Annotated in this window: 22 protein-coding genes and 2 pseudogenes; 7 read left to right on the top strand and 17 right to left on the bottom strand. The window is 54.1% G+C overall.

Going from position 1 to position 23482, the window contains the following annotated elements:
- Nucleotides 1-66: 66 nt before the first annotated feature.
- Both F6R98_RS03220 and F6R98_RS03215 read right to left on the bottom strand, forming a co-directional pair.
- Nucleotides 67-828, bottom strand: a complete 762-nt coding sequence (locus tag F6R98_RS03220) for an anti-sigma factor family protein (protein ID WP_153247741.1) — start codon at nucleotides 826-828, stop codon at nucleotides 67-69.
- Nucleotides 825-1382, bottom strand: coding sequence for a sigma-70 family RNA polymerase sigma factor (locus tag F6R98_RS03215; protein ID WP_153247740.1), 558 nt, complete (start codon nucleotides 1380-1382; stop codon nucleotides 825-827). Before F6R98_RS03215 ends, F6R98_RS03220 begins: the two co-directional genes overlap by 4 nt.
- 255 nt (nucleotides 1383-1637) lie before the next feature.
- Here F6R98_RS03215 and F6R98_RS03210 point away from each other — a divergent pair, with 255 nt between their 5' ends.
- Complete coding sequence (locus tag F6R98_RS03210; protein WP_153247739.1) at nucleotides 1638-2564, top strand: metallophosphoesterase family protein; 927 nt, start codon at nucleotides 1638-1640, stop codon at nucleotides 2562-2564.
- Nucleotides 2561-2923: a cupredoxin domain-containing protein gene (locus tag F6R98_RS03205; RefSeq protein WP_153247738.1), complete on the top strand. Its 363-nt coding sequence runs from the start codon at nucleotides 2561-2563 to the stop codon at nucleotides 2921-2923. The genes F6R98_RS03210 and F6R98_RS03205 overlap by 4 nt, the downstream gene beginning before the upstream one ends.
- Nucleotides 2924-3044: 121 nt before the next feature.
- On the opposite strand, the gene ilvA is transcribed toward F6R98_RS03205, so the two are convergent.
- The 7 genes and pseudogenes from ilvA to F6R98_RS21825 form a co-directional block, all read right to left on the bottom strand.
- The gene (ilvA, locus tag F6R98_RS03200; RefSeq protein WP_153247737.1) at nucleotides 3045-4595 is read right to left on the bottom strand and encodes a threonine ammonia-lyase, biosynthetic; all 1551 of its coding nucleotides are present in this window, start codon (nucleotides 4593-4595) and stop codon (nucleotides 3045-3047) included.
- A gap of 379 nt (nucleotides 4596-4974) precedes the next feature.
- Nucleotides 4975-5244 carry a VOC family protein gene (locus tag F6R98_RS03195; protein ID WP_228125064.1) on the bottom strand — a complete coding sequence of 90 codons (270 nt, stop codon included), beginning with the start codon at nucleotides 5242-5244 and terminating at the stop codon, nucleotides 4975-4977.
- A 15-nt stretch (nucleotides 5245-5259) separates the two neighbouring features.
- Nucleotides 5260-5394: a hypothetical protein gene (locus tag F6R98_RS22395; protein WP_265588130.1), complete on the bottom strand. Its 135-nt coding sequence runs from the start codon at nucleotides 5392-5394 to the stop codon at nucleotides 5260-5262.
- A gap of 76 nt (nucleotides 5395-5470) precedes the next feature.
- Entirely contained in the window at nucleotides 5471-5692 is a 222-nt protein-coding gene (locus tag F6R98_RS03190; protein WP_153247736.1) for an STIV orfB116 family protein, read from the bottom strand.
- A 398-nt stretch (nucleotides 5693-6090) separates the two neighbouring features.
- Nucleotides 6091-6270: pseudogene (locus F6R98_RS03185) on the bottom strand (transposase); the annotation flags it as partial.
- Nucleotides 6215-6643, bottom strand: coding sequence for an IS3 family transposase (locus tag F6R98_RS22685; protein ID WP_407079303.1), 429 nt, complete (start codon nucleotides 6641-6643; stop codon nucleotides 6215-6217). The gene F6R98_RS22685 and the pseudogene F6R98_RS03185, both read right to left, overlap by 56 nt.
- Before the next feature lie 183 nt (nucleotides 6644-6826).
- A pseudogene (locus F6R98_RS21825) lies at nucleotides 6827-6931 on the bottom strand (ATP-binding protein); the annotation flags it as partial.
- A gap of 422 nt (nucleotides 6932-7353) precedes the next feature.
- Between F6R98_RS21825 and F6R98_RS03170 the strand changes: the two are divergent.
- Nucleotides 7354-9108 carry a glycoside hydrolase family 5 protein gene (locus F6R98_RS03170; RefSeq protein WP_153247734.1) on the top strand — a complete coding sequence of 585 codons (1755 nt, stop codon included), beginning with the start codon at nucleotides 7354-7356 and terminating at the stop codon, nucleotides 9106-9108.
- A 382-nt stretch (nucleotides 9109-9490) separates the two neighbouring features.
- Here F6R98_RS03170 and F6R98_RS03165 read toward each other — a convergent pair whose 3' ends face one another.
- The gene (locus F6R98_RS03165; RefSeq protein ID WP_153247733.1) at nucleotides 9491-10504 is read right to left on the bottom strand and encodes a LysR substrate-binding domain-containing protein; all 1014 of its coding nucleotides are present in this window, start codon (nucleotides 10502-10504) and stop codon (nucleotides 9491-9493) included.
- A gap of 895 nt (nucleotides 10505-11399) precedes the next feature.
- Between F6R98_RS03165 and F6R98_RS03155 the strand changes: the two genes are divergently transcribed.
- Entirely contained in the window at nucleotides 11400-11648 is a 249-nt protein-coding gene (locus tag F6R98_RS03155) for a BrnA antitoxin family protein (RefSeq protein WP_153247732.1), read from the top strand.
- 174 nt (nucleotides 11649-11822) lie between these two features.
- Here F6R98_RS03155 and rlmKL read toward each other — a convergent pair whose 3' ends face one another.
- Both rlmKL and F6R98_RS03145 read right to left on the bottom strand, forming a co-directional pair.
- Nucleotides 11823-14054, bottom strand: a complete 2232-nt coding sequence (rlmKL, locus tag F6R98_RS03150) for a bifunctional 23S rRNA (guanine(2069)-N(7))-methyltransferase RlmK/23S rRNA (guanine(2445)-N(2))-methyltransferase RlmL (RefSeq protein WP_153247731.1) — start codon at nucleotides 14052-14054, stop codon at nucleotides 11823-11825.
- A 90-nt stretch (nucleotides 14055-14144) separates the two neighbouring features.
- Entirely contained in the window at nucleotides 14145-14741 is a 597-nt protein-coding gene (locus F6R98_RS03145) for a transglycosylase SLT domain-containing protein (RefSeq protein ID WP_194270110.1), read from the bottom strand.
- A 118-nt stretch (nucleotides 14742-14859) separates the two neighbouring features.
- On the opposite strand from F6R98_RS03145, the gene F6R98_RS03140 reads away from it, so the two are divergent.
- Complete coding sequence (locus F6R98_RS03140) at nucleotides 14860-15417, top strand: cytochrome b (RefSeq protein ID WP_153247730.1); 558 nt, start codon at nucleotides 14860-14862, stop codon at nucleotides 15415-15417.
- Nucleotides 15418-15434: 17 nt separating this feature from the next.
- On the top strand, nucleotides 15435-16403 hold the full coding sequence (locus tag F6R98_RS03135) for a COX15/CtaA family protein (RefSeq protein ID WP_153247729.1): 969 nt from the start codon (nucleotides 15435-15437) through the stop codon (nucleotides 16401-16403).
- A 158-nt stretch (nucleotides 16404-16561) separates the two neighbouring features.
- On the opposite strand, the gene F6R98_RS03130 is transcribed toward F6R98_RS03135, so the two are convergent.
- The 5 genes from F6R98_RS03130 to F6R98_RS03110 form a co-directional block, all read right to left on the bottom strand.
- A complete protein-coding gene (locus F6R98_RS03130) occupies nucleotides 16562-17920 on the bottom strand; it encodes a DUF3526 domain-containing protein (RefSeq protein WP_153247728.1) in 1359 nt (452 codons plus the stop codon).
- The gene (locus F6R98_RS03125; RefSeq protein WP_153247727.1) at nucleotides 17917-19329 is read right to left on the bottom strand and encodes a DUF3526 domain-containing protein; all 1413 of its coding nucleotides are present in this window, start codon (nucleotides 19327-19329) and stop codon (nucleotides 17917-17919) included. The genes F6R98_RS03130 and F6R98_RS03125 overlap by 4 nt, the downstream gene beginning before the upstream one ends.
- Nucleotides 19326-20048 (bottom strand): ABC transporter ATP-binding protein, encoded by a 723-nt coding sequence (locus F6R98_RS03120; protein ID WP_153247726.1) that lies wholly within the window; start codon nucleotides 20046-20048, stop codon nucleotides 19326-19328. Before F6R98_RS03120 ends, F6R98_RS03125 begins: the two co-directional genes overlap by 4 nt.
- A gap of 62 nt (nucleotides 20049-20110) precedes the next feature.
- On the bottom strand, nucleotides 20111-20548 hold the full coding sequence (locus F6R98_RS03115) for a hypothetical protein (RefSeq protein WP_153247725.1): 438 nt from the start codon (nucleotides 20546-20548) through the stop codon (nucleotides 20111-20113).
- A gap of 398 nt (nucleotides 20549-20946) precedes the next feature.
- The gene (locus F6R98_RS03110; protein ID WP_194270109.1) at nucleotides 20947-21426 is read right to left on the bottom strand and encodes a Spy/CpxP family protein refolding chaperone; all 480 of its coding nucleotides are present in this window, start codon (nucleotides 21424-21426) and stop codon (nucleotides 20947-20949) included.
- A gap of 300 nt (nucleotides 21427-21726) precedes the next feature.
- Between F6R98_RS03110 and F6R98_RS03105 the strand changes: the two genes are divergently transcribed.
- Nucleotides 21727-23481, top strand: a complete 1755-nt coding sequence (locus tag F6R98_RS03105; RefSeq protein ID WP_153247723.1) for an ArnT family glycosyltransferase — start codon at nucleotides 21727-21729, stop codon at nucleotides 23479-23481.
- Nucleotide 23482 lies beyond the last annotated feature (1 nt).

The following is a 23482-nucleotide window of genomic DNA, read 5'->3' as shown; positions in this document are numbered from 1 at the left end:
ACTAATTTATTCACTTTCGTTTTATGTCAACAGAACATAGTCTACGACAGATAAATCGTTCTCCTGCTACGGCGCATGTAAAAGATTGCCCAGCTCCGCAAGCTCTTTTTTATTCAGGTCGGAAACAACCCAGTAGTTCATTTCACCGGATTTGAATGAAATCACGTTATAGCCTTTGCGAGTCACATTGTATTCCACTTGCGGTTCATCCGCATCCTTGGGCCAGATAAAGACATTGATCACATGTTGTCTACGCCGATAGATCAGCGCGGTAACCGCTCTGGCGTTCAGATAATCCAGACGTCCGCCGATTAGAGGAAACCCCTGCCCGCTCAGATCGACAACTGGCGGCGAGAAATCAAGCTTGCCTTCGAACCAGGGCTTCACCGTATGCCGGTCCGAGGAGGCGACATCGGTCAAGTGCGCAGCCAGGAGCGAACGCACATGGCTGGCGACAACCTCTTCGGATAACCGGTCCAGCGGTGCTTCCTCCTGCAATTGCAAGCCAATGCCGACGGCAAGAAACAGAACCGCCACGGCAGAGACGGAAGCAAGCATCCGCCATGGCGCAAACAGCGACTTATGCTGCTTCCGGTTTTGCTCGCGGACACTATAAGGCGGCTTTTGCAGCAACGCGCGCAGGGAATCCGGCGCACGATGATAGCTCATTGCGTCCTGCATAGCGGTGCGCATTGCACTCAACTCCTGAAATTTCATCCGGCAGGACGTGCAGGTTTCCAGGTGGGACTCGACCTCCAGCGTTGCGCCGAGCTCCAGCTCCCTGTCAAGAAAGCCATGTATGTGAATTTCGACATCCTGACAATTCATCTTGCAGACTCCACGGAAAAATGCTGTGCAAGCATACGGCGCAGCAGTGCGCGTGACCTGGCCAGCCGTGACATCACCGTACCAACCGGTCTCCCGGTAATTGCGGCAATCTCCTTATAGGAAAAATCCTCCAGCTCTCGCAACACCAGGACTTCGCGAAATTCAGCAGGCAGCGCCCGGATTGCGGCATCGATCAGCTCCCGGTTGGCTTCCTGCAGCACAAGTTGCTCGGGATCGCTCGCCCACGAAACCGCACCGGGAAATTGAGGATTGAAATCATCATAATCGCAACCTTCATCGAAGGATTCCTGTTGGAACCCTTTTTGGGATTTCAGCCAGGTATAGCTTGAATTTCTGACGATGGTCAGGAACCATGCCTTGCCGTTGCCTCCCCTGAAACCGTCGAAGTGACGGAACGCCTTCAACAAGCTTTCCTGCACAACGTCTTCGGCATCCGGTGAATTCCGGGTCAGCCATCTGGCCAGATTGTAAGCGGCGTCCAGATGCTGTAACGCAAGTTTGTTGAAACGCTGAGTTTTATTCTGTTCGGTCAATCGCCCGCCTTTCCTGACTGATACATCACCAATACCATTACAAGCCCGGTTTTATTCCTTGAAAATGTCAAAAAACTCAACGCTCCGTGTTGCCGGGCAAGAGAAAACTTCCCAAGCACGCCTCAAATCCACTGCGTTACGCGCCGATAAGCTGTTTCGTTGCAGAAATAAACCTGGTAATCGGGAATATTCACCGTAGCGCAACGGTATAGGTAGTTGACTGAGTATTCAGCGATTCCAACAGGAGGTTTCATCATGCGTAGTTTTATCGATCGAAGAAGTTTTCTCAAACTGACCGGATTGGGCGGTATCGTGTTCGCTTCCGGGCTGGGATTTGATGTCATGGCCAAAACAAACGGAAATGGAAAAAGCGGGGAACTCCATCATAACGACTTTTTCTTCGTCCAGCTATCGGATACACACTGGGGATTCAGCGGTAACGCGATCAACCCCGATGCGCAGCTAACCCTGCCCAAGGCAATCGACCGCGTTAATGCGTTGAAACACCAGCCGGATTTTGTCGTGTTTACCGGCGATTTGACTCATACCACCGACGATCCCCAACAAAGACGGCAGCGTATGAAAGAATTCAGCGCTATCGTGAGCACTCTGCGTGTCAAAAACATCAGGTTCATACCCGGCGAACACGATGCCTCTCTGGATCAAGGCGAAGCCTACAGGGAGTTTTTCGGACCCTTGCATTACAGTTTCGATCACAAGGGCATCCATTTCATCGTTCTGGATAACGTATCCGATCCAGCGGCGAATCTGGGAGCACCCCAACTGGACTGGCTTAAAGCGGATCTGGAACAACTCAAACCCGAAGCGCCCATCGTCGTGTTGACTCATCGGCCCTTATTCGATTTATACCCGCAATGGGACTGGTTTACGCGCGATGGACAAGCGGCTATCGAGATGCTGCTTCCGCACCGGAACGTCGCTGTATTTTATGGGCATATTCACCAGGAACATCAGTATAAAACTGAGCATATTGCTCATTACGCCGCCAAGTCGCTGATCTTCCCGCTACCCGCACCCGGCTCGGCGCCCAAACGCGCGCCGATTCCGTGGGATACCGCCAAGCCTTACAGTGGTTTGGGATTCAGAAACGTCAAAGCGTCTTTACGCAAACATGACTATGCGATTAACGAACAGGTACTTGGCGAGGGAGAAAAACCATGAAGGGCAGATTACTGATCGCGAGCTTGCTCGCATTATTGCTGGAGACGAATGCATCCTATGCTGAAACAGCTTCCGCAGCGGACGTACCGGTCATCTCCATCAAGGCGAGCCGGTTTCTTTATCAACCGAACAAAATAGTATTGAAAAAAGGGCAAACCGTCGTTCTGGAAATCGAATCCCTGGACCGTCTGCACGGCTTCGCCATCCCCGAACTCGGAGTTCGCGCCGAAGCCACGCCAGGACAAAAGATAAGATTAAGCATCACGCCGACCAAAACAGGAAGCTTCATGTTTTATTGCGATATTTTTTGCGGCTCGGGCCATGAAGAAATGGCGGGGGCAATTATCGTGGAAAGTTAAAGAAGAGCCAAATCTTTCGACAGGGAATATCAACCCCGGACCGTCACTGCTATCCCGTCTATGGCTCCCTGCCGTAGACGGGGGATAACAGTGTTTCACCCTCATCTGCCGGCAAACGCTGTCAGAATAGTTCCTTCTCGCTTTTATCCGACATGTTTCGACCTGCAAAAAGCCGATAGGCGGGGTTATCGGTTTCTTCCCTGTGCTGATAACCGAGTTCATGCAGAAATGACTTGAACTCATGGCGCGCACGGGGCGGAACCTGTATCGCCATCAGCACGCGACCGAAAGCCGCGCCGTGGTTGCGGTAATGAAACAGACTGATGTTCCACCGCGTCCCCATCAGCGTAAGGAAATGCAACAGCGCGCCCGGACGCTCGGGAAACTCGAAACTGTACACAACTTCATCCAGCGCATGAGGCGAATGTCCTCCGACCATGTAACGAATATGCTCGATTGCAAGTTCGTTGCCGGTCATGTCGGTGACGCCAAATCCCTCGTCCTCCAGCCCCCGGATCAGCGCTGTTTTATCCTCTCCGGTGTTACTGACCTGGAGTCCTGCAAAAACGTGGGCTTGTTGCGGGTCGCTGTAACGATAGTTGAACTCGGTGATGCTGCGTTTATCCAGACGCCGGCAGAACTTCAGGAAGCTGCCGGGCTGTTCCGGAATGGTCACAGCCAGCAGCAGTTCCCTGTGCTCGCCTCTTTGCGCGCGCTCAGCCACGTGCCGCAGACGGTCGAAGTTGATATTGGCGCCGCTTTCGATTGCGATCAGGGTCTGCCGCGCAACCGCGTTTTCCTCCACGTACTTTTTCAATCCGGCCAGCGCCAGCGCTCCTGCCGGTTCCGCTATGGAACGCGTGTCTTCGAAGATATCCTTGATAGCGGCGCAGATTTCGTCGGTGCTGACGGTAATGACGGCATCGACGGTGTGCTGCGCGAGCTTGAAGGTTTCCCTACCGATCTGCTTGACGGCGACGCCGTCGGCAAACAGCCCGACCTGTTTCAAGGTAACGCGCCGGGCGGCTTTCATGGCCTGATTCAGGCAATCGGCGTCGTCCGGCTCCACGCCGATAATCCGCGTTTCCGGCCTGAGGAATTTGACATAAGCGGCAATGCCGGCAATTAGTCCGCCGCCGCCCACCGGCACAAAAATGGCGTTTATCGGGCCGCCGTGCTGGCGCAGAATTTCCATGGCGATGGTGCCTTGTCCGGCGATGACTTCCGGATCATCGTAAGGATGGACAAAGGTAAGATGCCGTTCTTCGGCCAATGTTCTGGCATATTCACAGGCCTCGTCATAGCTGTCGCCATGCAATATCGACTGACCGCCCAGATTGTGCACCGCCTGCACCTTGATATGCGGCGTGGTGCAAGGCATGACGATGATTGCAGTAATACCCAGCTTGCTTGCGGCCAGCGCGACGCCTTGGGCATGGTTGCCTGCTGATGCGGCGATCACGCCCGCTTTCTTTTCATCGTCGGTCAGCGATGCGATTTTGTTATAGGCTCCGCGCAGCTTGAACGAAAATACCTGCTGCATGTCTTCACGCTTCAAATAAACGGAGTTGTCCAGACGTTTCGACAGATTGGCGGCATAATCAAGCGGCGTTTCAACAGCCACATCGTAAACGCGCGCTTTCAGTATGCGCTCTATGTATTTATGTATCATCTGGTCCAGATTCTCCTTTAGAGATAGAGGCGAATGGCAGCCCATGCAATCGGGAGCTTATGTCACATGATTATCGCACGGCGTTTCTATCGTTTCAGCCTGTCAGTAATAACAGCATCTCGGGAGGCGGTTGAATGAAAACACAGAAACTGTTCATGCAAGGCATTGCTCTTGCCGTCGATATTGCTGCCTTCACCTGTCATTATGGCTAGCACCGGGATCAGGTCAACGTCAACGGCGCCATGGAGATAAATTCAGGATAAGTCTAATTCACTATGCTCCGGTCTATCAGATCAATGGCATTACCATCAGGATCACGGCAAAACAGCGCCTTGCGGCCCACATGGCCGCACGTAAAAGCCACTCCGTTCTGGGTGGGTCAAGCGGCCCGGCCATGCCGTCCAGGTCGTCGACCAGCGACGTGACGGTCGCGCCCGCCGTGCTCGGGACGCTCCAGCCCGGTTTCGGAAGAAGGCAACACCAGCAGGTGTATCTGCTGTTCGCCCAAATCGTACCATATGCCGTCGTACTTTAGCTGCGGACGATGGGGACAGACGATCAGGCCGAGCAATTCTTCATAGAAGAAGCGCGACCGCGCCAGATTGTCGACCAGGACGGATGAGTGATGCATGCGGGTTACTTTAGCCATGGTATTATCCTTGCTTTAAAAATAAAACTTTAAGACCCGTTTTCTCTGCTCAAATCTATTTTCGTCAGGCTTTAAATCGGCATCCAGCGCAGGCGTCAGATTGGGTGTGGCCGGATCGGAAACCAGTATCACATGGGTTTTCGGATACATGCGGTTGCACCTCCGTAATTGATGGTTGGAATAATATCAGACCGGCGCTTTTCCAGCAGGACAAGCGCTATCCACTTCACAACAGGCGGGCATGCGGCTTAGCAATCACAGCTCGAAGGGGGACAGCCGCCAATTCAACCTCGTCCAGTATCTTACCCTCCGGCAAGCGTTGCAATAAACGCAAAATTAATGCGTGATCGCCTGCCGCCATCGAAACGGCTATGCGATTGGGCGCAATGTCGAACCCCAGCAGCCGGGACAATAACTCCGCGCTCGCATGATGGCCTATCGCAGAAATATGGCCTGCGTAACGGCTCGCTTAAAAGATTTTTTCAGCGCTGCGCTGGCTTCAGCGTTACTGTGTTTCATCGGCGTTTTAACGAAGCGTTCGAGGCGGACGCGCTTGACAACCGGCCTACTTACCACCGTTTTTGCGCGCGCCGCTCAACTTATACATGGACGCCCACATTTTGCCGGACATTTCAGTCGATGATTTTGAGAAGGTGAAGATTGCAGCCATACATCCGGACTTTATTTGAAGCCGATGATTGCTTCTGTCCCTGATGGAATCCGCCGAGTGGGGTCCCTATCACGTTATCGGGCTCGAGGCCCGCAAAGTTGACCGGACTTTTCCCACTCACGGTCTGACCTGTCTCGCCATCATTTTCTGATTGCCTGCGTAATCTGCGACGTTGCTCCTTTTATCAGTCCCAGCCGCCGGCCATCCTTGAACTCGCGCGCCTGACCTACCGTAGCGACTAACGCACTGGCGGTGATCGACCCGATGCCGGGTATCGCTTCCAGTTTGCGGCTGGCTTCGTCATCCCGATGCCAGAGGCGTATCTGCTGTTCCAGCTCTTCTACCTGACGATCCATCTCTTTCAGATTGAGGAACAAGCAGGGTCCACACGTAGGTAATATCGGTCGTCCATACTTGATTGGGCTTGGCAACCTGGAATTGCCGGTCCAGGCGGTTGGGCGAAATGGCCTCGTTATGCTTGCTATCGGTAGTGACTTTAACTCGCCTGGGATAGCGAACCTTCAATTTTAATTCCCGCATGATGCGCCGCGTTTTAAAACGCCCAAGGGTAAAACCCTGTTTTTGCAATCGATCCGCTAAACGACGCGAACCAAGGCACTGTTTATTGTCGATAAAAATCTGCCTCGCCCTCTCGGCAACCTGTTGATTCCTGTCGCTGTCCTGAGGGACTTTTAACCATTCATAATACGCACGGGTACTCACCTGCATCACTCGGCAAAGTACGGTCACTGGATACGTCTTCTGTTGCGCCTGAATAAACCCGTACTTTATTCGGCTTCTTTCGCAAAAAAGACTGCGGACTTTTTTAAGATTTCACGCTCCATGCGTGTCAAACGGTGTTGAAAAGTTTCCAGTAAAGAGCGCCGATAAGTTTCCAGTTAAGTTGTAAGGTTATTGGTTTTCAACCGCCTTTTTTCGCTGTTTGAATCGATAGGAATCGTTGCCGGTTTCAAGGATGCCGCAGTGATGAGCAACCCGATTCAGCAGCGCCGTAGTGCATGTTCGCCGAACTCCTGCACCAAAGGAACCAGCCGTTTCGTTACTTCTGCGTCTGCTCTGGTTGCTTTCAGTCGCTGCGAAAGTTGCCGGGCGGGACTCGCACCCGCTGGAAAACAGCACTTTTGCACGGCGCACAATCAGGGGTTACTTGATATTGCAAATACACAGGCAACATATTCAGAAAAAATAATTTGATTTTATAAATTATAAATTTGTCGTGGATACATACCCATGCAACCATGTGATGGTTGGCTGACGGTGCAGTTAGGTAATCGCTGATTTGATCAGTTTTTACCGTAAATTTTCATGGCAATCCATTCATTTTACTAGCTCGCAGTCAGTCTATTTTGAGTTAATCAGTGATTCCTTAGCAAAAACTCATCCTTTTTTCATCATTATAAATAAGTCAGGTATGCAACATGAAAATATCCTTGGTAAAAACTGCAGTCATATCATTATTGTTCTGGACTGCGGGGGTACATGCCTATACGGTTCAGGACGGTACCGTCTACGATGACGCCAATCATCCGATTCAATTGCAAGGCGTTAACTGGTTCGGCTTCGAAACGTCCGACCGTATCGTGAATGGTTTGTGGGCCCGAAACTGGCAGAGCATGATTGACCAGATGAAATCCCTCGGGTTTAATGCGGTAAGAATACCGGTTTGTCCGGACACCTTGGTAGGCGCCAGCGCCACCAACTACGACCGCACATTGAATCCCGACCTTGTCGGAAAAAACTCCCTGCAGATTCTGGATGCGGTACTCGCCGAATTCGATCGCCAGCAGTTTTATATTCTGCTCGATCATCATAGGCTGAATTGCAATGCGGGCATTTCCGAACTTTGGTACGAATCCGACTATTCGGCGCAAAGCTGGATAAGCGATCTGAAGTTTATGGCGAATCGTTACAAATCGCTCCCGCATTTTATCGGGATCGATTTGAAAAACGAACCGCACGGCGCTGCAACCTGGGGAACGGGAAATGCCTCGACCGATTGGAACGGCGCTGCGGCAATGGCAGCAACCGCCGTGTTGAACGCTGCGCCGGATATTCTGGTCTTTGTCGAGGGCGTAGAGGGAAACCCGGTATGCAGCGGAACGACCGCCCACTGGTGGGGCGGTAACCTCGAACCGCTATCCTGTTATCCGCTCAATATACCTTCCAATAAACTGGTGCTGGCCCCGCATGTTTACGGTCCGGACGTCTACGAGCAAACCTACTTCAGCGACCCAACCTTTCCGGATAACATGCCTGCTATCTGGGATGCGCATTTCGGCCAGTTTAAAAAAGCCGGATATACCCTCGCAATCGGTGAAATCGGCGGTAAGTACGGTCACGGCGGCGATCCGAAAGATGTCAAATTTCAGAATGCCTTGATTGCCTACCTTAAAGGTAAGGGCATCACCAATTTATTCTACTGGAGCTGGAATCCGAACAGCGGCGATACCGGAGGGATACTCCAGGACGATTGGACAGCGGTCTGGCAGGATAAAGTCAATCTGTTAGCCAGTTTATGGGGACTTTCAGGCTCGGGAACGACGACAACGACTACCACCCAACCGACTACTACCACTACTCCGGTGGTAACGCCGCCCACCCCGACTGGGACTACTTCACTGGCCGGGAAAACGACAATTAATTCGGACTGGGGAACCGGCTATTGTGCTACGGTCACGGTGCTCAATTCGACGCCTGCCACGGTCTTCTGGAATACCTCGGTTACGATTCAAGGCACCGTCAATAATCTGTGGAATGCCGGCTATACGCAAAGCGGCAGCGAACTGCTCGCTTCCGGACTGAGCTGGAATAATACCGTCGCGAGTGGCGCATCAGTGACTTTTGGATTCTGCGCGACTCGTCCGGCTTCTACTTCGACTACGACTTCCGCACCGGCGGCTCCCGCAACCTCGACTAACGGGATCACTAGCGTGTTGTCGATCAGTTCTGATTGGGGTGCAGGCTATTGCGCGCAGGTAAACGTCACTAATGGCGGAAATACCGCAACGCAATCCTGGCAGGTCACGCAGCAGGTCGGCGGTAGAATCAACAATCTGTGGAATGCGGTTTATACGCAATCAGGCAGCACGTTGACTGCCAGCAGTATCAGCGGACAAAACAACGTTATTTCGGCGGGAGGAACAACTCAGTTCGGGTTTTGCGCGACGCGCTGAGCCGATCTGAAAAATGGAACCTGCTGCTCGGCGTTTCAGGCCGGGCAGCAGCAACGCCGGAGTTTCAAACCAGAAACGGATTTGGATGAATAACGGGTTATATCTGTACAAAATGAAAAAAAGCGATAACTATTCTGACACAGAGGGGACGGTGCAGTACTAAAGTATGTATAGATCTAACCGGGATAAAAAACGCTGAAGCTGGCCTGGATTCCTGCGCGTAAATATTTTTACCCTCGCAAATAACTATGGCGTGTCCAACGGGCTAAAGGTTTTTTAGAATAAGGGGGCGCCATGCAGAGTCTGAACTTCTACAAATAAAGACATTTTCTATGATCCAAAATATTTATACTGAATATTTGCGTAAGTTGAAAGGATTGCGTCATTGGCCGGTGAACTGCGCATGGCTTAAACGCCAGCGTAGGTGGTCTTTATTCAGCTTATCGGTATCGTCTGGCGGAATCCAGAAGTCCTGTACGATCTGCTTCACCTGGGTTCTAAGCCACTTATGGCCGGAATCGAGTTGCACCGAGCGGTGCCAAATCATATACAGCGGCGCATTTTCCACTTGCCACGGAACCGGGTAACTGACGATGTTGAACTTGTTTTTAAAGGTATGTACGAATTGCTGAGTGGTGAACGCCAGCAAATCCGAATCTTCGATCACCTGCAGCAAAGTCATCACGTTCGGTACCTGAAGTACCACGCGCTCATTGATATCGGCGAATAATTCGTCGCTTTCCCCGACAACGAACGGATAAGGGCCGTATACAACAACGAAATTTTCATTCATTATCTGGGCTGACGTCGGCGCTTCCCTGATACGTGGATGATCGCGGTTTACAACAAGAACGGTCTGGTGTTGATAAATCAACTCATGTACCAAACTCGGTTCGATGTATTTCTCATAATGCAGAATCACATCCAGACCTTGGTCGCGCAACAGCGTGCTGACTTCTTTTTCTATATCTATCGCGCGTATCGTAATACGGCTATTGGGCGCCTGTTGCCGGATATATCTATATAATGGCGCAGCGACCGCGGCACCACCTCCGTAGCTGATCGCTATTGAAAAATGGCGGTGACTCAGCGACGGATCGAATTCGTTCCCATTGATGAGCCCCATGCGCACCAGATTGAGCGCGCGGTGAACCTGTGCATAAATTTCATTAGCGCGGGCGGTAGGCTGCAAACCGGTATTAGATCTTCCATAAAACAGCGTATCTTTCGTAAGATGCTTGAGGCGGCCCAGTGCGTTGCTGACGGCGGGCTGCGTCATCCCCAAGCGTTCAGCAGCCTTGACCTGGCTTTGCTCTTCGTAAGTCGCCTCAAATACGGTAAGCAGGTTTAAATCAGTTCCTCGCAAGTTGTTTCGGCGAATACGACTTTTAATCATGGGGCGACAAATACCGGTTTCAGTACCATGTTGTTTGGGCCAAGCAAGACCTGATCAAGTCCTTCGACTGCGCTCAATAGAGCCTTGTCGAACCCTGAATGAAATCGACTTGTTCTGGGCCTCCCTGGAGAGGCGCTGATTTATTCGAAGCGACTATATTTCGTCTTCATCCAATTCCTTGTTGATTTAAAACCCAGCCCTTCAGGGTGGAACAAGCGCAGTTACCCTGGCCTGAAAGGCCGGCGTGATACTCTGCTTTGTGTTCCGAGATTGCCTGGAAAAATGAGTAAATCAGGATTTCCACAGGCATCGCACGGGAAATTCCTCCAGGCTTCTGACCGGCAGTGCCATGCCTGAATAATTATAGGCGAGAAAATGCCTCGTCTTCAATGATCGGAAGAAATTTACTTGTCTTTAAATAATAAGAAATAACAAGGGACAGACAACGGTTTATCTGTTATAAGCGACGCGGCTATTCAGAACCATTTTAGCTGATACGATGAAAATAAATCCGCCCCCGTTCCCATCCTTTTTAAAGGCCTCTTCGGTTACTTTAAATTTGAGGCAATTCGAACTGTGGTTTGCTGTTTGTAAATAGGTATAAGATATACATAGTTAGAGCATGAACATTACCCACGACCCGACTAAAGACAAACTCAATCGGCAAAAACATCAAGTCGATTTGGTCCAGTAGAGGCCGGTCTTCTACGATGATAGGACCATTACCATTGAAGACTCGATCATAATGATGAGCGATTTGTCACGTTGGGCATGGACGGATTAGCCCGCAATCATCGTGGTCGCCTATCACTATCGTGAAGAAGATGAAATCCGTTTAATTTCTGCGCGTCTGGCCGAACCCCATGAACGGCGTGCTTACCAAGAGGGCTGAGTCATGAAAGACGAATGCGACTTTTCCAACGGCAAACGCGGCGCAATGCTGGAGCCCACTGGCAAAACCCGGATTACTATTTTTTTGGATGACGATATATTGACCGCGTTCAAAGAACGGGCCGCCGCCAGCGGCAAGGGCTACCAAACCTTGATAAACGAGACACTGCGCATTAGCCTTTCTCCTGAGTCTGCGCCCGTTACAGCCGAAACCTTGCGTAAAATCCTGCACGAAGAGCTACAGGCGGCGTAGCTTTATGCAAATGCCGGCGGTGCGGACGGAGTAGGCGGCGATGTTGCCCTATGGAACAACTTGACTGCTGGTGGCTCGCTGAAAGACGCGCTACTGACTTGTTGATATGTGGCGAGCATGAAAGTTTAAAATTAACCTGGAAATAAATCTGCCCCCCTTCTGCTGAAGGCAGCATCATTTCCGCCTGATAATCCAGCAATAATGAATCCGCGCATTGCGTTCGAAGTCGCGCGGTATGGTACGCGCGCTGATATCGCTGATCTCCGCGTCGCCGAGCGCGGCGGCATCCAGTTTAAAGCGGCGGAAGTTGGTCGAAAAAACCAACTCGCCCTGCGGCGCGAGCAATTGCATTGCCTGCTTTAGCAGCGTGACGTGATCGCGCTGCACATCAAAACTGGCACTCATGCGCGCGGAATTGGAAAACGTCGGCGGATCGAGAAAAATCAAATCGAACTGGCATACGGGCTTCGCCGACTCCGCCGCCAGCCAGGACAGACAATCGGCCTGAATAAACTCGTGCGCATAACCGTTCAGACCGTTCAACGCCATGTTGCGGCGCGCCCAGTCCAGATAGGTGCGCGACATATCCACCGTGGTGGTGGTCAACGCCCCCCCTACGCCGGCATGCACGCTGGCGGTTCCGGTATAGGCGAACAGGTTCAGGAAACGCTTCTCGTTGGCGCGCTGCTGTATCATCAAGCGCGTGCTGCGATGATCCAGAAACAGGCCGGTATCGAGATAATCCTGAAAGTTGACCCAGAAACGGCAGCCGCCTTCCGTTATTTGGTGAAAATGTCCGACTTCGCCCTGCTTCTCGTACTGCGACGCGCCCTTCTGTTTGCGGCGTACTTTCAGAAACATCTGCTCGGGAGGAATTTCCACCACCGGCGGCAGCACCGCCAGTACCTCAATCAAACGGCTTTCCGCCTTGCCGGCATCGACGCTGGCGGGCGCTTCGTATTCCTGCACATTGAGCCAGGTTTTATTTTCCTGCTCGCTGCGATAAAGATCGACCGCTACCGCGTATTCCGGCAAGTCGGCATCATATAGGCGGTAGCAGGAGATGCCCTGCTGACGCGCCCAGCGACCGAGATTCTTGAGGTTTTTGCGCACGCGATTGGCGAACATCTCCGCGCCCGCGCCCTGCTCCGGCTTCTGCGCTAACGCCCTTGCCCGGCGCAGCAAGCGGTTCAGTTCCCGCGTTTCTTCGCTTAATCCGCTTTCATCGGCGCGCGGTTCGAAAAAGCGCGCGGCATCCACTTCGAAATTGAACAGCTTGCATTCCAGCGCGCCGTTGTAGAGCGCGTATTTCTTGTGCGAACGGATACCGAGTTTGAACGCCATGTCGGCATTGCCGGTGAATACGCCCGCCTTCCAGCCCTGAAAACGCTCGCGCAGAGTTTCCCCCAGACCGGTGTAGAGCGGAACCAGAGTGTCGTCGTCGCCCAGTCGTTCACCGTAGGGCGGATTCACCAGCAGCAGCCCCGAAGCCTTGCGCGGGCGCACATCGACTACGGAGCGCTGCGCCACCTCTACCTTATCCGTCAATCCGGCGCGATCCACATTGGCCTGAGCGGCGCTGATCGCGCTACGATCGATATCGCAGCCGTAAATCGATGCGTCGAGCCGGGCCAGGCCCTGTTCGCGCCGCGCCAGCGCTTCGTCCAGCAACGCATACCATCCGCCTCGATCATGCTGTTTCCAGCCCATAAAACCAAAGGATTCGCGCAATAAACCGGGAGCGACATCGGCGGCCATCCATGCCGCCTCGACCAGCAAGGTGCCGGAACCGCACATCGGATCGACAAAATCGCCGCCTGCGGCGTTGATCTCCGGCCAGCCCGAGCGCAGCAGCAATGCCGCAGCCAGATTTTCTTTCAGCGGCGCGCTGACGCCGTCCAGACGGTAACCGCGCTTGTGCAGGCTGTCCCCGGCCAGATCAAGACTGAGCACCGCCTGATCCCGCTCCAGATAAACATTGATGCGCAGATCGGGATGATGCATGTCGACCGAAGGCCGGCTGCCGGTGCGTGCGCGGAACTGGTCGACGATCGCATCCTTCACTTTTTGCGCGCCGTACTGGGTATGGCTAATCTGCGAACGCTGCGAGACGAAATCAACCGCCAGCGTAGCGCCGTCATCGAGATGCGCGGACCAGTCCAGCGCGCTCACACCGTCATATAGCGCCTCCGGCGTGGCGGCGGGAAATTCCGCCAGCTTGAGCAATACGCGATTGGCAAGCCGCGACCAGAGACAAACCCGGTAGGCATGAACCAGACCGCCTTCGAAATAGACGCCGGAGCGCGCCGCCTTGACCTCGCACATGCCAAGCGCCTGCAGTTCGTCCGCCAGCAGCAATTCCAGGCCCAATGGCGCCGTCGCAAAAAAATTTTGTGTTTGTCTCAAGGATTTGTCCTGAAAGTAGCAATACCGGAAAAAACGGAGCGTAGAGCAGAAATTACGCGCCGTCAGGAAGGGCGCTGCGGGCAAAGCGCTTTATTCATCTTCCTCACCGCTCGCCAGGCTGGATTGGCATCGCCGCAACTGTTTTTTGTAACGATCGGCAAAAGTGGCGACATGCCGCGCAGCCCTTACCAGCGCGGGTTTGGATTTCCAGTGGCCGCGCTGGTATCCTTTCCGCCCTTCATGGTACGCCAGATACTGGCGGTAGGCATCGCTGCCGGAGATGCCAAGCGACAGCGTGGTGTGTTTCATGTACCAGCCGACAAAATCGGCGGCATCGGCAAAGTCGTCCCGGTCGGCCCCATAATTACCCGTCATCTTGATGTAATCATTCCAGGTCATATCGACCGCCTGAGTGTATCCGTAAGCGGAAGTGGGACGCCACCAGAGCGGTATCCCCAGAAAGCGTACGCGATCGGGCCGCGCATCCCCCACAAATGACGACTCCTGGTTGATAATGGCCATCTGTACGTGTACAGGCGCGCCCCAGCGCTTGTATGCGGCCAGCGTGCTGTCGTACCAATCGCTTTTCTCCTCGAAAATCGAGCAAATATCAGCGACATTGCTGGGCGGCGATGTCACGCAGCCCTGCAAAACTGCGACAACAAGAAGCAAACAAAAGCGTATCATTCTAACAAAATGCAACCGGTGTTGATGATCAGCAGTCTATAACATCACTGCGCAGTCACAAAATGCAATATTATTAGCAGAATAAACACCGCATTTTTGAAATCAGGGAGACCCGTTAATGGCATTCGGCAACACCATACGTTACAACCCGACAGCGCAATGGCTACATTGGCTGATGGCCGTGCTGATCATCGGCACCCGGGTTTTAGGCTACTACTTCGAAGATCTGCCGCGTGGACCGGAGCGCTCCAGCCTGATAGGCTGGCACAAAGCCACAGGCAGCACGGTGCTCCCTGCCGTCGCTTTCCGTCTGGCCTGGCGCAGTTTCAATCCACCGCCGCCGCTGTCCGCAACCATGCCGTTACTGCTGAGAAAGATTACCGGCTACGCCTTTATAGTCTATTACCTGCTCATGATACTGGTGCCTCTGGCCGGCTGGGCCGAAAGCAATGCCTTTGGTTATCCGGTCAAGCTGGCCGGCGTTTTGCCGCTGCCGGTACTGCTGGAAAAAAACGAGTCATTGGGCGAAGCCTTCAGAAACGTGCACGTCACGCTGGCCTGGGCATTCGGTATTCTGATTGCAGGACATGCCGCGGCGGCGCTGAAACACCATTTTGTGGATCGCGACGACACATTGGCGCGCATGCTGCCGAATCACGGTAAAAAACAAAAGTAACCAAAGCGCCCAGATTTATGAATATAACCGACGTTATCCGTTTCCGGCGCCTGGGCGCGCTGACCATCGCCGCCGTTTACCTCGTCATACTGGCCGGAAGTGTCGTACGCGCTTCCGGGGCCGGCATGGGCTGTCCGGACTGGCCGACCTGCTTCGGCTGCTGGATACCTCCTACCCAGGAATCGCAGTTGCCCGCTGACTATCATGCTATTTACGCCGCGCGCGGTTACGCCAACACCGATTTCAATCCCGTCAAAACCTGGACCGAATATGCCAACCGCGTACTGGGCGCCGGCACCGGTCTGTTGATAATACTGACCACATTCAGCGCGCGGCGTTTTTTGAAGTCCGACGCGACGGTATTTTGGGTATCCGCCGGCGTGATGCTATTGACCGGATTCCAAGGCTGGCTGGGATCGGCCGTGGTAGCCAGTAATCTGCGTCCGGCGATGATCACCGCGCATATGGCGACGGCCTTTATCATCGTCTGCATGCTGATTTACGCGATTACCCGCTCGCAGAGCCGGCAGCTCGAACAAGTGGATGCCAGCCGGCTTTCCGCGCGCGTCGGCACGGTGCTGAAAATCGCACTGGTCATGACCTTGCTGCAGATCGCGATGGGCACGCAAATCCGCGAATCGGTCGATTTGCTGTCCATGGCCTTCGCTCATCTCAACCGCCACTTATGGCGCGAGGAATTTCCGCTGATTTTTTACGTGCATCGTTCGTTTTCCTCGCTGATATTGCTGACCAATCTGTGGATAGCCTGGCAGATTTATCGCCATATCCGGGGCGGCAGCTTGTTGTTCGCAGCCGGCATGATTCCCGGCGCATTGATTATTTGCGCAATCGCGAGCGGCGTCGTACTCGATCGCCTCGGCTTTCCGGCCTTTGTGCAGCCGATTCATCTGTTGCTGGCCAACCTGATTTTTGGCGCTCAATTCTTCCTGCTGATGACTTACCATTATGCGCGGCGCGGGCCTTAAACTACCAACTATCCAGCGCCTGACAGGGGCGCGTTTCTACTAACTGCCCCCGAGCCCTGAAGCGGGACAATGACATAGTTGCCTGAAATAAAAAATCAATTGAATCCGACAAGTTATTCTTGAAAAAACGCTGCTGAACAGTTAACGAACCGTTCTTACTACGGTCTGGATAAATATTTGCGCAAACCGGCCGCCAACAGCAAACCGGCAAACGCCGTAGTCAGCAATTTTATGACGATACCCAGCGAATTCTCGCCGCCAGAGGCTAATGCGCCTGGGTCAAACGCCGGCATTGCTCGATAATCGTCGGCGGTCAGTTTTCCACCGCCCATCAATCGGGGAACAAAGTAGTCTCGCCATTGATCCTCAAACCGGTTAACGGCGTCGACAAACGCCGCATAACGTGTGGCATCGATACCCGCCAGTTGATCGGCATTCAACAGCACGGCCAAAGCCGGCGACAGAAAAGCGTAGCGCCGCATCAATTCGAACTGCGCCTGACGAACCGCGTCGAATTGACGCTGCAAAGACCGCACTCGCCTGTCCAGCTCCAGATTGGCCGGCAATGAGGTCAGCTGCCGCGGCAACGCCTTCGGATCGGCCGGCGCATTGACGCCGGGATGCTGTTGATACCAGGCCGCCAGCAATGTGTCGCGCTGCCCGGCGATCTCGGCATCAATAGCGCGAATCGCCACTATCGCGGTCAGCCTCGAAGGCATCGGTTGTTGAGAATTGGCCGCCCAGCTTAATGCTGCGGGTACCCCAAACGTAGTAATCAGCCACACGCCCAGCATGCCCAGCGCTGCCGCGGCAGCCGAGACCGGTAACAACAGCAACAGCGCGGATACTGCAATCCAGCACGACAAAAAGGCTGCAATAAGGCACAGCCAAACCAGCACCGTCCGGATGTCGATGCCGGAATCCAGCGCAAACGCGAGCAGGGAGGCCAGGGCCGCCACAGCCAGCACGGCGATAAAGCGCACGGTCAGCGCAGCGAAAACCAGACGCCAAGGCCGCGCCGTTTGCGCGCAGACCAGCCGCCAGCAGCCTTGCTCCCGGTCTTCCTGCACCAGACCGTAACAGAGTCCGACCACCATCAGTGGCAGCAGCAATACCAGCAGCGTGGCGAAATCCGGCACCCCCCATTCCAGCAGCAGCGGGTTATAGACTTGATCGCTATTGCGACCGTCCGTGTAACGGCTACGGGTAAGAATGCGTATTTCCGGATTGAGCAGATCGAATTGCCGCACACTCAACACCAGACCGCCCAACGCTGGCAAGTCCGCCCAAGGTTCGGGGGCGGCCTGAACGGCGCCACTATCGGCAGCGTTTTGCAGTTTTTCCACCGCCTGCAGCCAGGATTGCTGACGCTGGACCAGCCTGTCACGAAATGCGCCGGCGCTCACTCCGGCCCAGATCGCGCCCGCGCAAAACAGTACAGAAAATGCCGCCAGCACGCGCAGATTGAGCGGGTTTCGGGAAAACCGCAAGAACTCGGCTTTAAACAATAAACTCATGGCTGCAACCTCCTGGACGCCAGCATCAGCAAACTCAACGCTGCGAACAGCCAGATCAGCAACACCGCCACATCCGGCCAGGCAGCGCCGAGCGCGAACCGCCAGTCCGGTACGCGATAATCGAAGTCGTCGACGCTGCTCCAATCTTCATTACCGCCTTCGGCGGTGCGTAGCGTGCCGTGACTGCGCTGCCTGTCCCAATCGTCGGTCAGGCCGATAAAATATTGCCGGTAGCGTTCCGCGGCATCCTCGAAATGATATTGATGCGGCAAATCCATGCCGGCCAGCGTCATCGACAGCGAACGCATCGCGACGGAAGGCCCCAACCAGGAAACCATATGACTCCAGGCTTGCTGCTGCAGGAAAGTGGCGCGCAATTGCGCGAAGTGCAGTTCGTGCACCCGGCTGGAGTATTCGTCATTGTAATGGCGCAACAGCGCGGTGTAACCAACCGGCAAGTCTTCCGGTTTATCAACGCCGTATTGTTTCAGCACCTGAGTACGGAAAGCCGCTTCCCGGCGAGTCGCTTCGCCATCGTTACCGATGCCGTTTTGCATATCGTGTTTGATGCCGTTCCAGAAATCGGCGGCATCGGGGGTGGGAAGTCGAAGTTCGGCGGCAGCGGCGCCCAGACGCGGTGCGACCAGCACGCTCGCCAGCCAGAAAGCCAGCAAGGCGAACAACACGGTGCGGCTGTTGCGCAGGCCCGCCGAAACCGCCATGGACACTGCGGCAAATATGGCGTAATAGATGAATAACGCCAGAGTCAGTATCAGCATTCGTAACAGACCGTCGCGGCTGGACTGGAAATGCGCATACAAAATCAGCAGCGATATTACGACAGCCGGTAACAGCACCAGTACAAATGCACTCAGCAGACCGGCAAACTTGCCGAACAGTAATTGTCTGCCGGAAATACCCAGACAATGCAGCATCCGCAAGGTGCCGTGCTCGCGTTCCTGGCTGATGGCGTTAAACGCCAGCGCAATCATCATCAACGGCAACAACGCGTACAGCACGAACGCCACCGTCGTTTGCCCGAAACGCCCGGCCAGATTTTGGTCGGCGGACGGACTGAAGCGCGCCAGATTGCGTTTGTGCGGCTCCAGCCACAACGCTTGCCCGGTAAACGCGCGCAACCCCGGATCCACAGCCGCCAGCGGCAAGTCCGGTTTGAATACGTAAATCCCGAAATGGGCGGCGGTATGCGGATTTTTAACGCCTTGATGGTCCCATTGCTCGCGCACCGTAGCGCCAATTGCCTGTTTCTCCGCGCCAATGCGCCGGTATTCGTCCGTCGAGGCGAGAAAAAATCCGCACAGCAGCACGAATACCGAAATCGCCAGCAACAGAAAACGTCCGTCGCGCAGCACCCCCAGCAGTTCCTTGCGAACAATGGCGGCTATCACGATAAACCCCGTGCATGAGCCAGATATTTTTGCTCCAGTTCGTCGTGGGCGACGCTGTGGGCGTCGAACTCTTCGACCAGACGGCCGGCTTTCATGATGCCGATCCGGTCGGCGACCTGCCTGGCATTGAATAAATCGTGGGTAGCCAGCAATACCGCCCTGCCCCGATTGGCGGCGTTGCGGATGCGTTGCGCGAAATCGTTGGCTGCGCTGGGGTCGAGACCGGAAGTCGGCTCGTCGAGCAGCATCACTTTAGCCTGCTTGGCGTCGGCAATCGCCAGTCCGACTTTCTGGCGCATGCCTTTCGAATAATTCGCTACCCGCTTGTGATGGGCGTCGGCTTGCAGACCTGTGCCGTTCAACAACTCGACGCCTTGCTCACGGTTCAGTTGAATACCAGCCAGCGCGCAAAAGAATCCCAGGTTTTCCAAACCGCTCATGTAATCGTACAAGGCGACGTTTTCCGGTAAATACGCCAACTTGGCGCGCACCGCGCCGGGATTCTGCATCGGCGTGTCGCCGTCGATCGACACCCGTCCGCTGCTAGGCTGAATGAAACCTAAAAAAGTGCTGATGGCGGTAGTTTTACCGGCGCCGTTGCCACCCAGCATGGCATACACGCAACCGGCCGGCACCAACAGGTTCAGACGGTCGATGGCTCGATGATTTTTGTAGTTGACGACAAGTTCGGTCGCTTCAAGCAGGGGCGGATGCGGCATTGCGGTTCCTGATATCGAGTATTGCTTAGGTTCTGTTGACATAGGCCGGCAAAGTGAAATACCTATATCAATGAGTTATGTTCGGTCACAAAAGAAAACATGGTCATGCCGTCAGAATCAGCCGAAGCGGCGTTCATACGCCGGCAAGGCGCGTCCGGCCGGAAAGCGCGAAATATCTTGACACTACCTTCGGACGCACAAAGCCAAGCAAAATATACGCCATCAACCAGAAGCACCAGCGCAGCCATGGCTGTGCTGGTTTTGAGCCGGTTCGAGAACGGCTCGCCCATGCCCTTGCAGCCGCTCAACCAGGCTCTATCGAAAGATAGGCCGGGATGCGAATTATCTTGCCGTCGCTCTTGCGCAAGCTGGGTTATATGACGCAACAACCGAGCGATATCGCTCAATGACTGTATCAATATCCAATAATCGTGGGGCGCTACGGCATGGATTCGTAGTGTAGCCGCCCTTGTTGATCCGTTTTTCAACCTTGTTTTCAAGCTGCTCCGGAGTTAAACGCGGACGGTTTCCACGACCATGCCGCGTCTGCAAAAAAAGCATGACGTAACTATTCAGCCTACCCGCTGAATGAGGAAGCGAGGTGAGTCAGGCGAGACCTTCAGCACCCACGGGTGGGCGCAGAGAGCTTCCAGACATAAGGGACCGACTGGCAGCGTCGTTATTTTTCCCCCGACATGCTTCCGCGTGTCTCGACTGGCTTGCCTCAACCCGACTGCATCAGGCATGAATCAAAAGCGCTCACTGAATAGTTACCGCATGGCATGAAAACAAAAAACCGTCTCCTGCCGGGCTTTTCTCACAGCATAACAAATTCTCTCTCAAACGCTTGCGCTATAATTTCTGGAAAGGGTAAATACTAGAACGGAAACAGGTTTTTTTACCGCTTATTTTTGTCGCCTCCATCCTTATCGCCGTGATGACCGAAAGGGAATTGCTCATCAAAAGTTTTACGTTGAGCATCGGTCAACTGCGCATACAATGCCTTGGCGCTTGCCAGACTGGATTCTTCGCCGGCGAGACGCTCGCGGGTTAAAGCCAACCGTTTCTCCATCCGTTCGATAACTTTCAGGTTTTTCCAGGCCTCATGGTCGGCCTTGTTTTTCTTCCATGCGTCGCGTGTTGCAAGCAGTTTCGCCGTCCAATCTTTCCATAAAGGCTCCTGGACATCGGTCAGCTTCAAATTCTGATGCAGCTGCTCCAGCTTTTTATCCATTTCCGCGCCACCTTTTCCAAGATGATGCGGGCAGTTCGCATATTCGGACCTTTCCTTGTCGCCACCGCTCTCCGCCAGTGAAACATTCGAAGCGGCCATCAGAAAAAGACTGACTATGATGGAAATAAGCACATTAAATTTCATGATTGTTCTCACTAGAATTAAAGGACCCTTATAACAAGCAATCCACATGCCATATAACAAGCAATCCACATGCCATCGTTTAAACATAATTTATCGGCAACTCTTCGCCACCAACCAGCGCCGGCGCTTATCCGTCTGGCTTCAAGCAACCAGGATGAACCCAATATGGTTGCGGCCAACCAGATCAGGGGTTTAGAGGGCCATCCGCTCTATCCCCATTTAATCCCGAGCGTATAAACATACCGTGTGCTAAAATACAATATTGCGTCGCTTCCTGAAGCTTACAGAATACCCCGCAACATGCTTTCCTCTGATATCACCGACAAAACCCGCACCTGGCTCGGGCTACTCGCCGCTGTGCTTATCGTTTTTTTCATGCTGTTTAATCGCCTGGGCGATTTGGCGCTTCTTTCTCCGGACGAAGGAAGGAACGCCGAGGTTGCCCGCGAAATGCTGGTATCCGGCAACTGGCTGGTCCCCGTCTACAACGGTCTCGATTATCTGGACAAACCTGCCTTCTATTTCAGAACGGTAGCGCTGACCTATGCGGTATTAGGCGTATCGGAAACCAGCGCCCGGCTGTCGTCCGCGTTGGCGGGGTGCGGGTTATTGCTGGTGCTTTATGCTTTTTGCCGGCGCGAATACTCCGCGCGCACGGCGTTGCTGGCGGTCATGATAGTGGCCACCATGCCGCTGTTCATGGTATTTTCCCGCTACGTCATTTTCGATATGACGCTGGCTTTTTTCGTCTGCTCCTCCATCTTTGCCGCCTACGTTGCCGAAACGACGCCTGATGAAGCGCAACGCAAGCGCCGGCACTATCTCGCCGCCGCGCTGGGCTCCGTCGCCACCCTGGTCAAGGGACCGGTCGGTTTTATCATTCCACTGCTGGTCATTACCTTGTGGCGACTGGTCGAACGGCAGCCGGGCGCATTGCGCAGAATCTTTTCGCCGCTGCACATTGCCATTTTTCTGCTTATAGTGGCTCCGTGGTTTGCCGGAGTCAGCTATCATCACCCGGACTTTCCGTATTACGGCATCGTCAAGGAGTCGTTGTCGCGTTTTGGAACCTCCGAATTCCAACGCACCCAGCCGTTTTATTTTTATGCGGTGATTATTGCAAGCTGTTTTTTCCCGTGGAGCGCGCTACTTCCCGAAGGCCTGGCACGGCTGTGGCAGTGCCGCGCGCAACTGCGATCCGCCGATCGCCTGCTCATGGTCTGGACGCTGGCCGTAGTGCTGTTTTTTTCGATTTCACAATCCAAGCTGCCCGGCTATATTTTGTCCACTACCGTTACGCTGGGCATCCTCATAGCCAGAGTATTCGCGCTGGCCATGGAGAGCGCCGATAATCGCATCGCGCATATGATCATGCGCGCGCTGGCGGGCATCGCTTTTGTGTGCGCTGCGATAGGCGCATTTTTCTGGTTCGAGCTGAAACAACCGGAAAAACTGCACGCTTTGCTGCAAATCAAGGATGCCTATTGGACGCCATGGCCCGCGGCGCTCAACAGCCTGGTCGTCACCCTCGCCGCTGTCGGCGCCCTGGCTCTGTACGCGCGCCTGCGGCGCAGCCTCACGCTGGCGTTTGCAGCTTTCCTGGCGCTGCCGCTGGCGCTGGTAACCGTCAATTTCGATCTGATGCAGATATATGGCGCAGGACGCTCCTCGCGCGAACTGGCCAGACAGTTCAATGAGTTAACACCCGAGACCGAAGTGGCCTGCATACGCTGCTTCCCCGGCGGACTTGCATTTTATCTGCAGCGCGAACTGACGGTATTCAGCGATGTTGGCGATGAATTCACCAGCAACTATATCATCTTTGCGCTCAAGAACAGCGCCGAACGCCCTCATCAAGTAGCCGATCCGGCCCGAATAGACAGTTGGCTGGCATCCCGCAAACATCCGGTGTATCTGATAGCGGAAAAAGCCATGCTGCCCCTGCTGGAAAATGCGGCCGCTCATGCCAATACGCCAGTACGCCAACTCAATGAACAATATTGGGCAACGCTGCTGACTGCGCCATCGGCACCCGTAGCGCAGGAGCTACGCTGAC

The sequence above is a fragment of the Candidatus Methylospira mobilis genome, from assembly GCF_009498235.1.
Taxonomy (GTDB): domain Bacteria; phylum Pseudomonadota; class Gammaproteobacteria; order Methylococcales; family Methylococcaceae; genus Methylospira; species Methylospira mobilis.
This window is presented reverse-complemented; position numbering and strand designations above follow the sequence as displayed.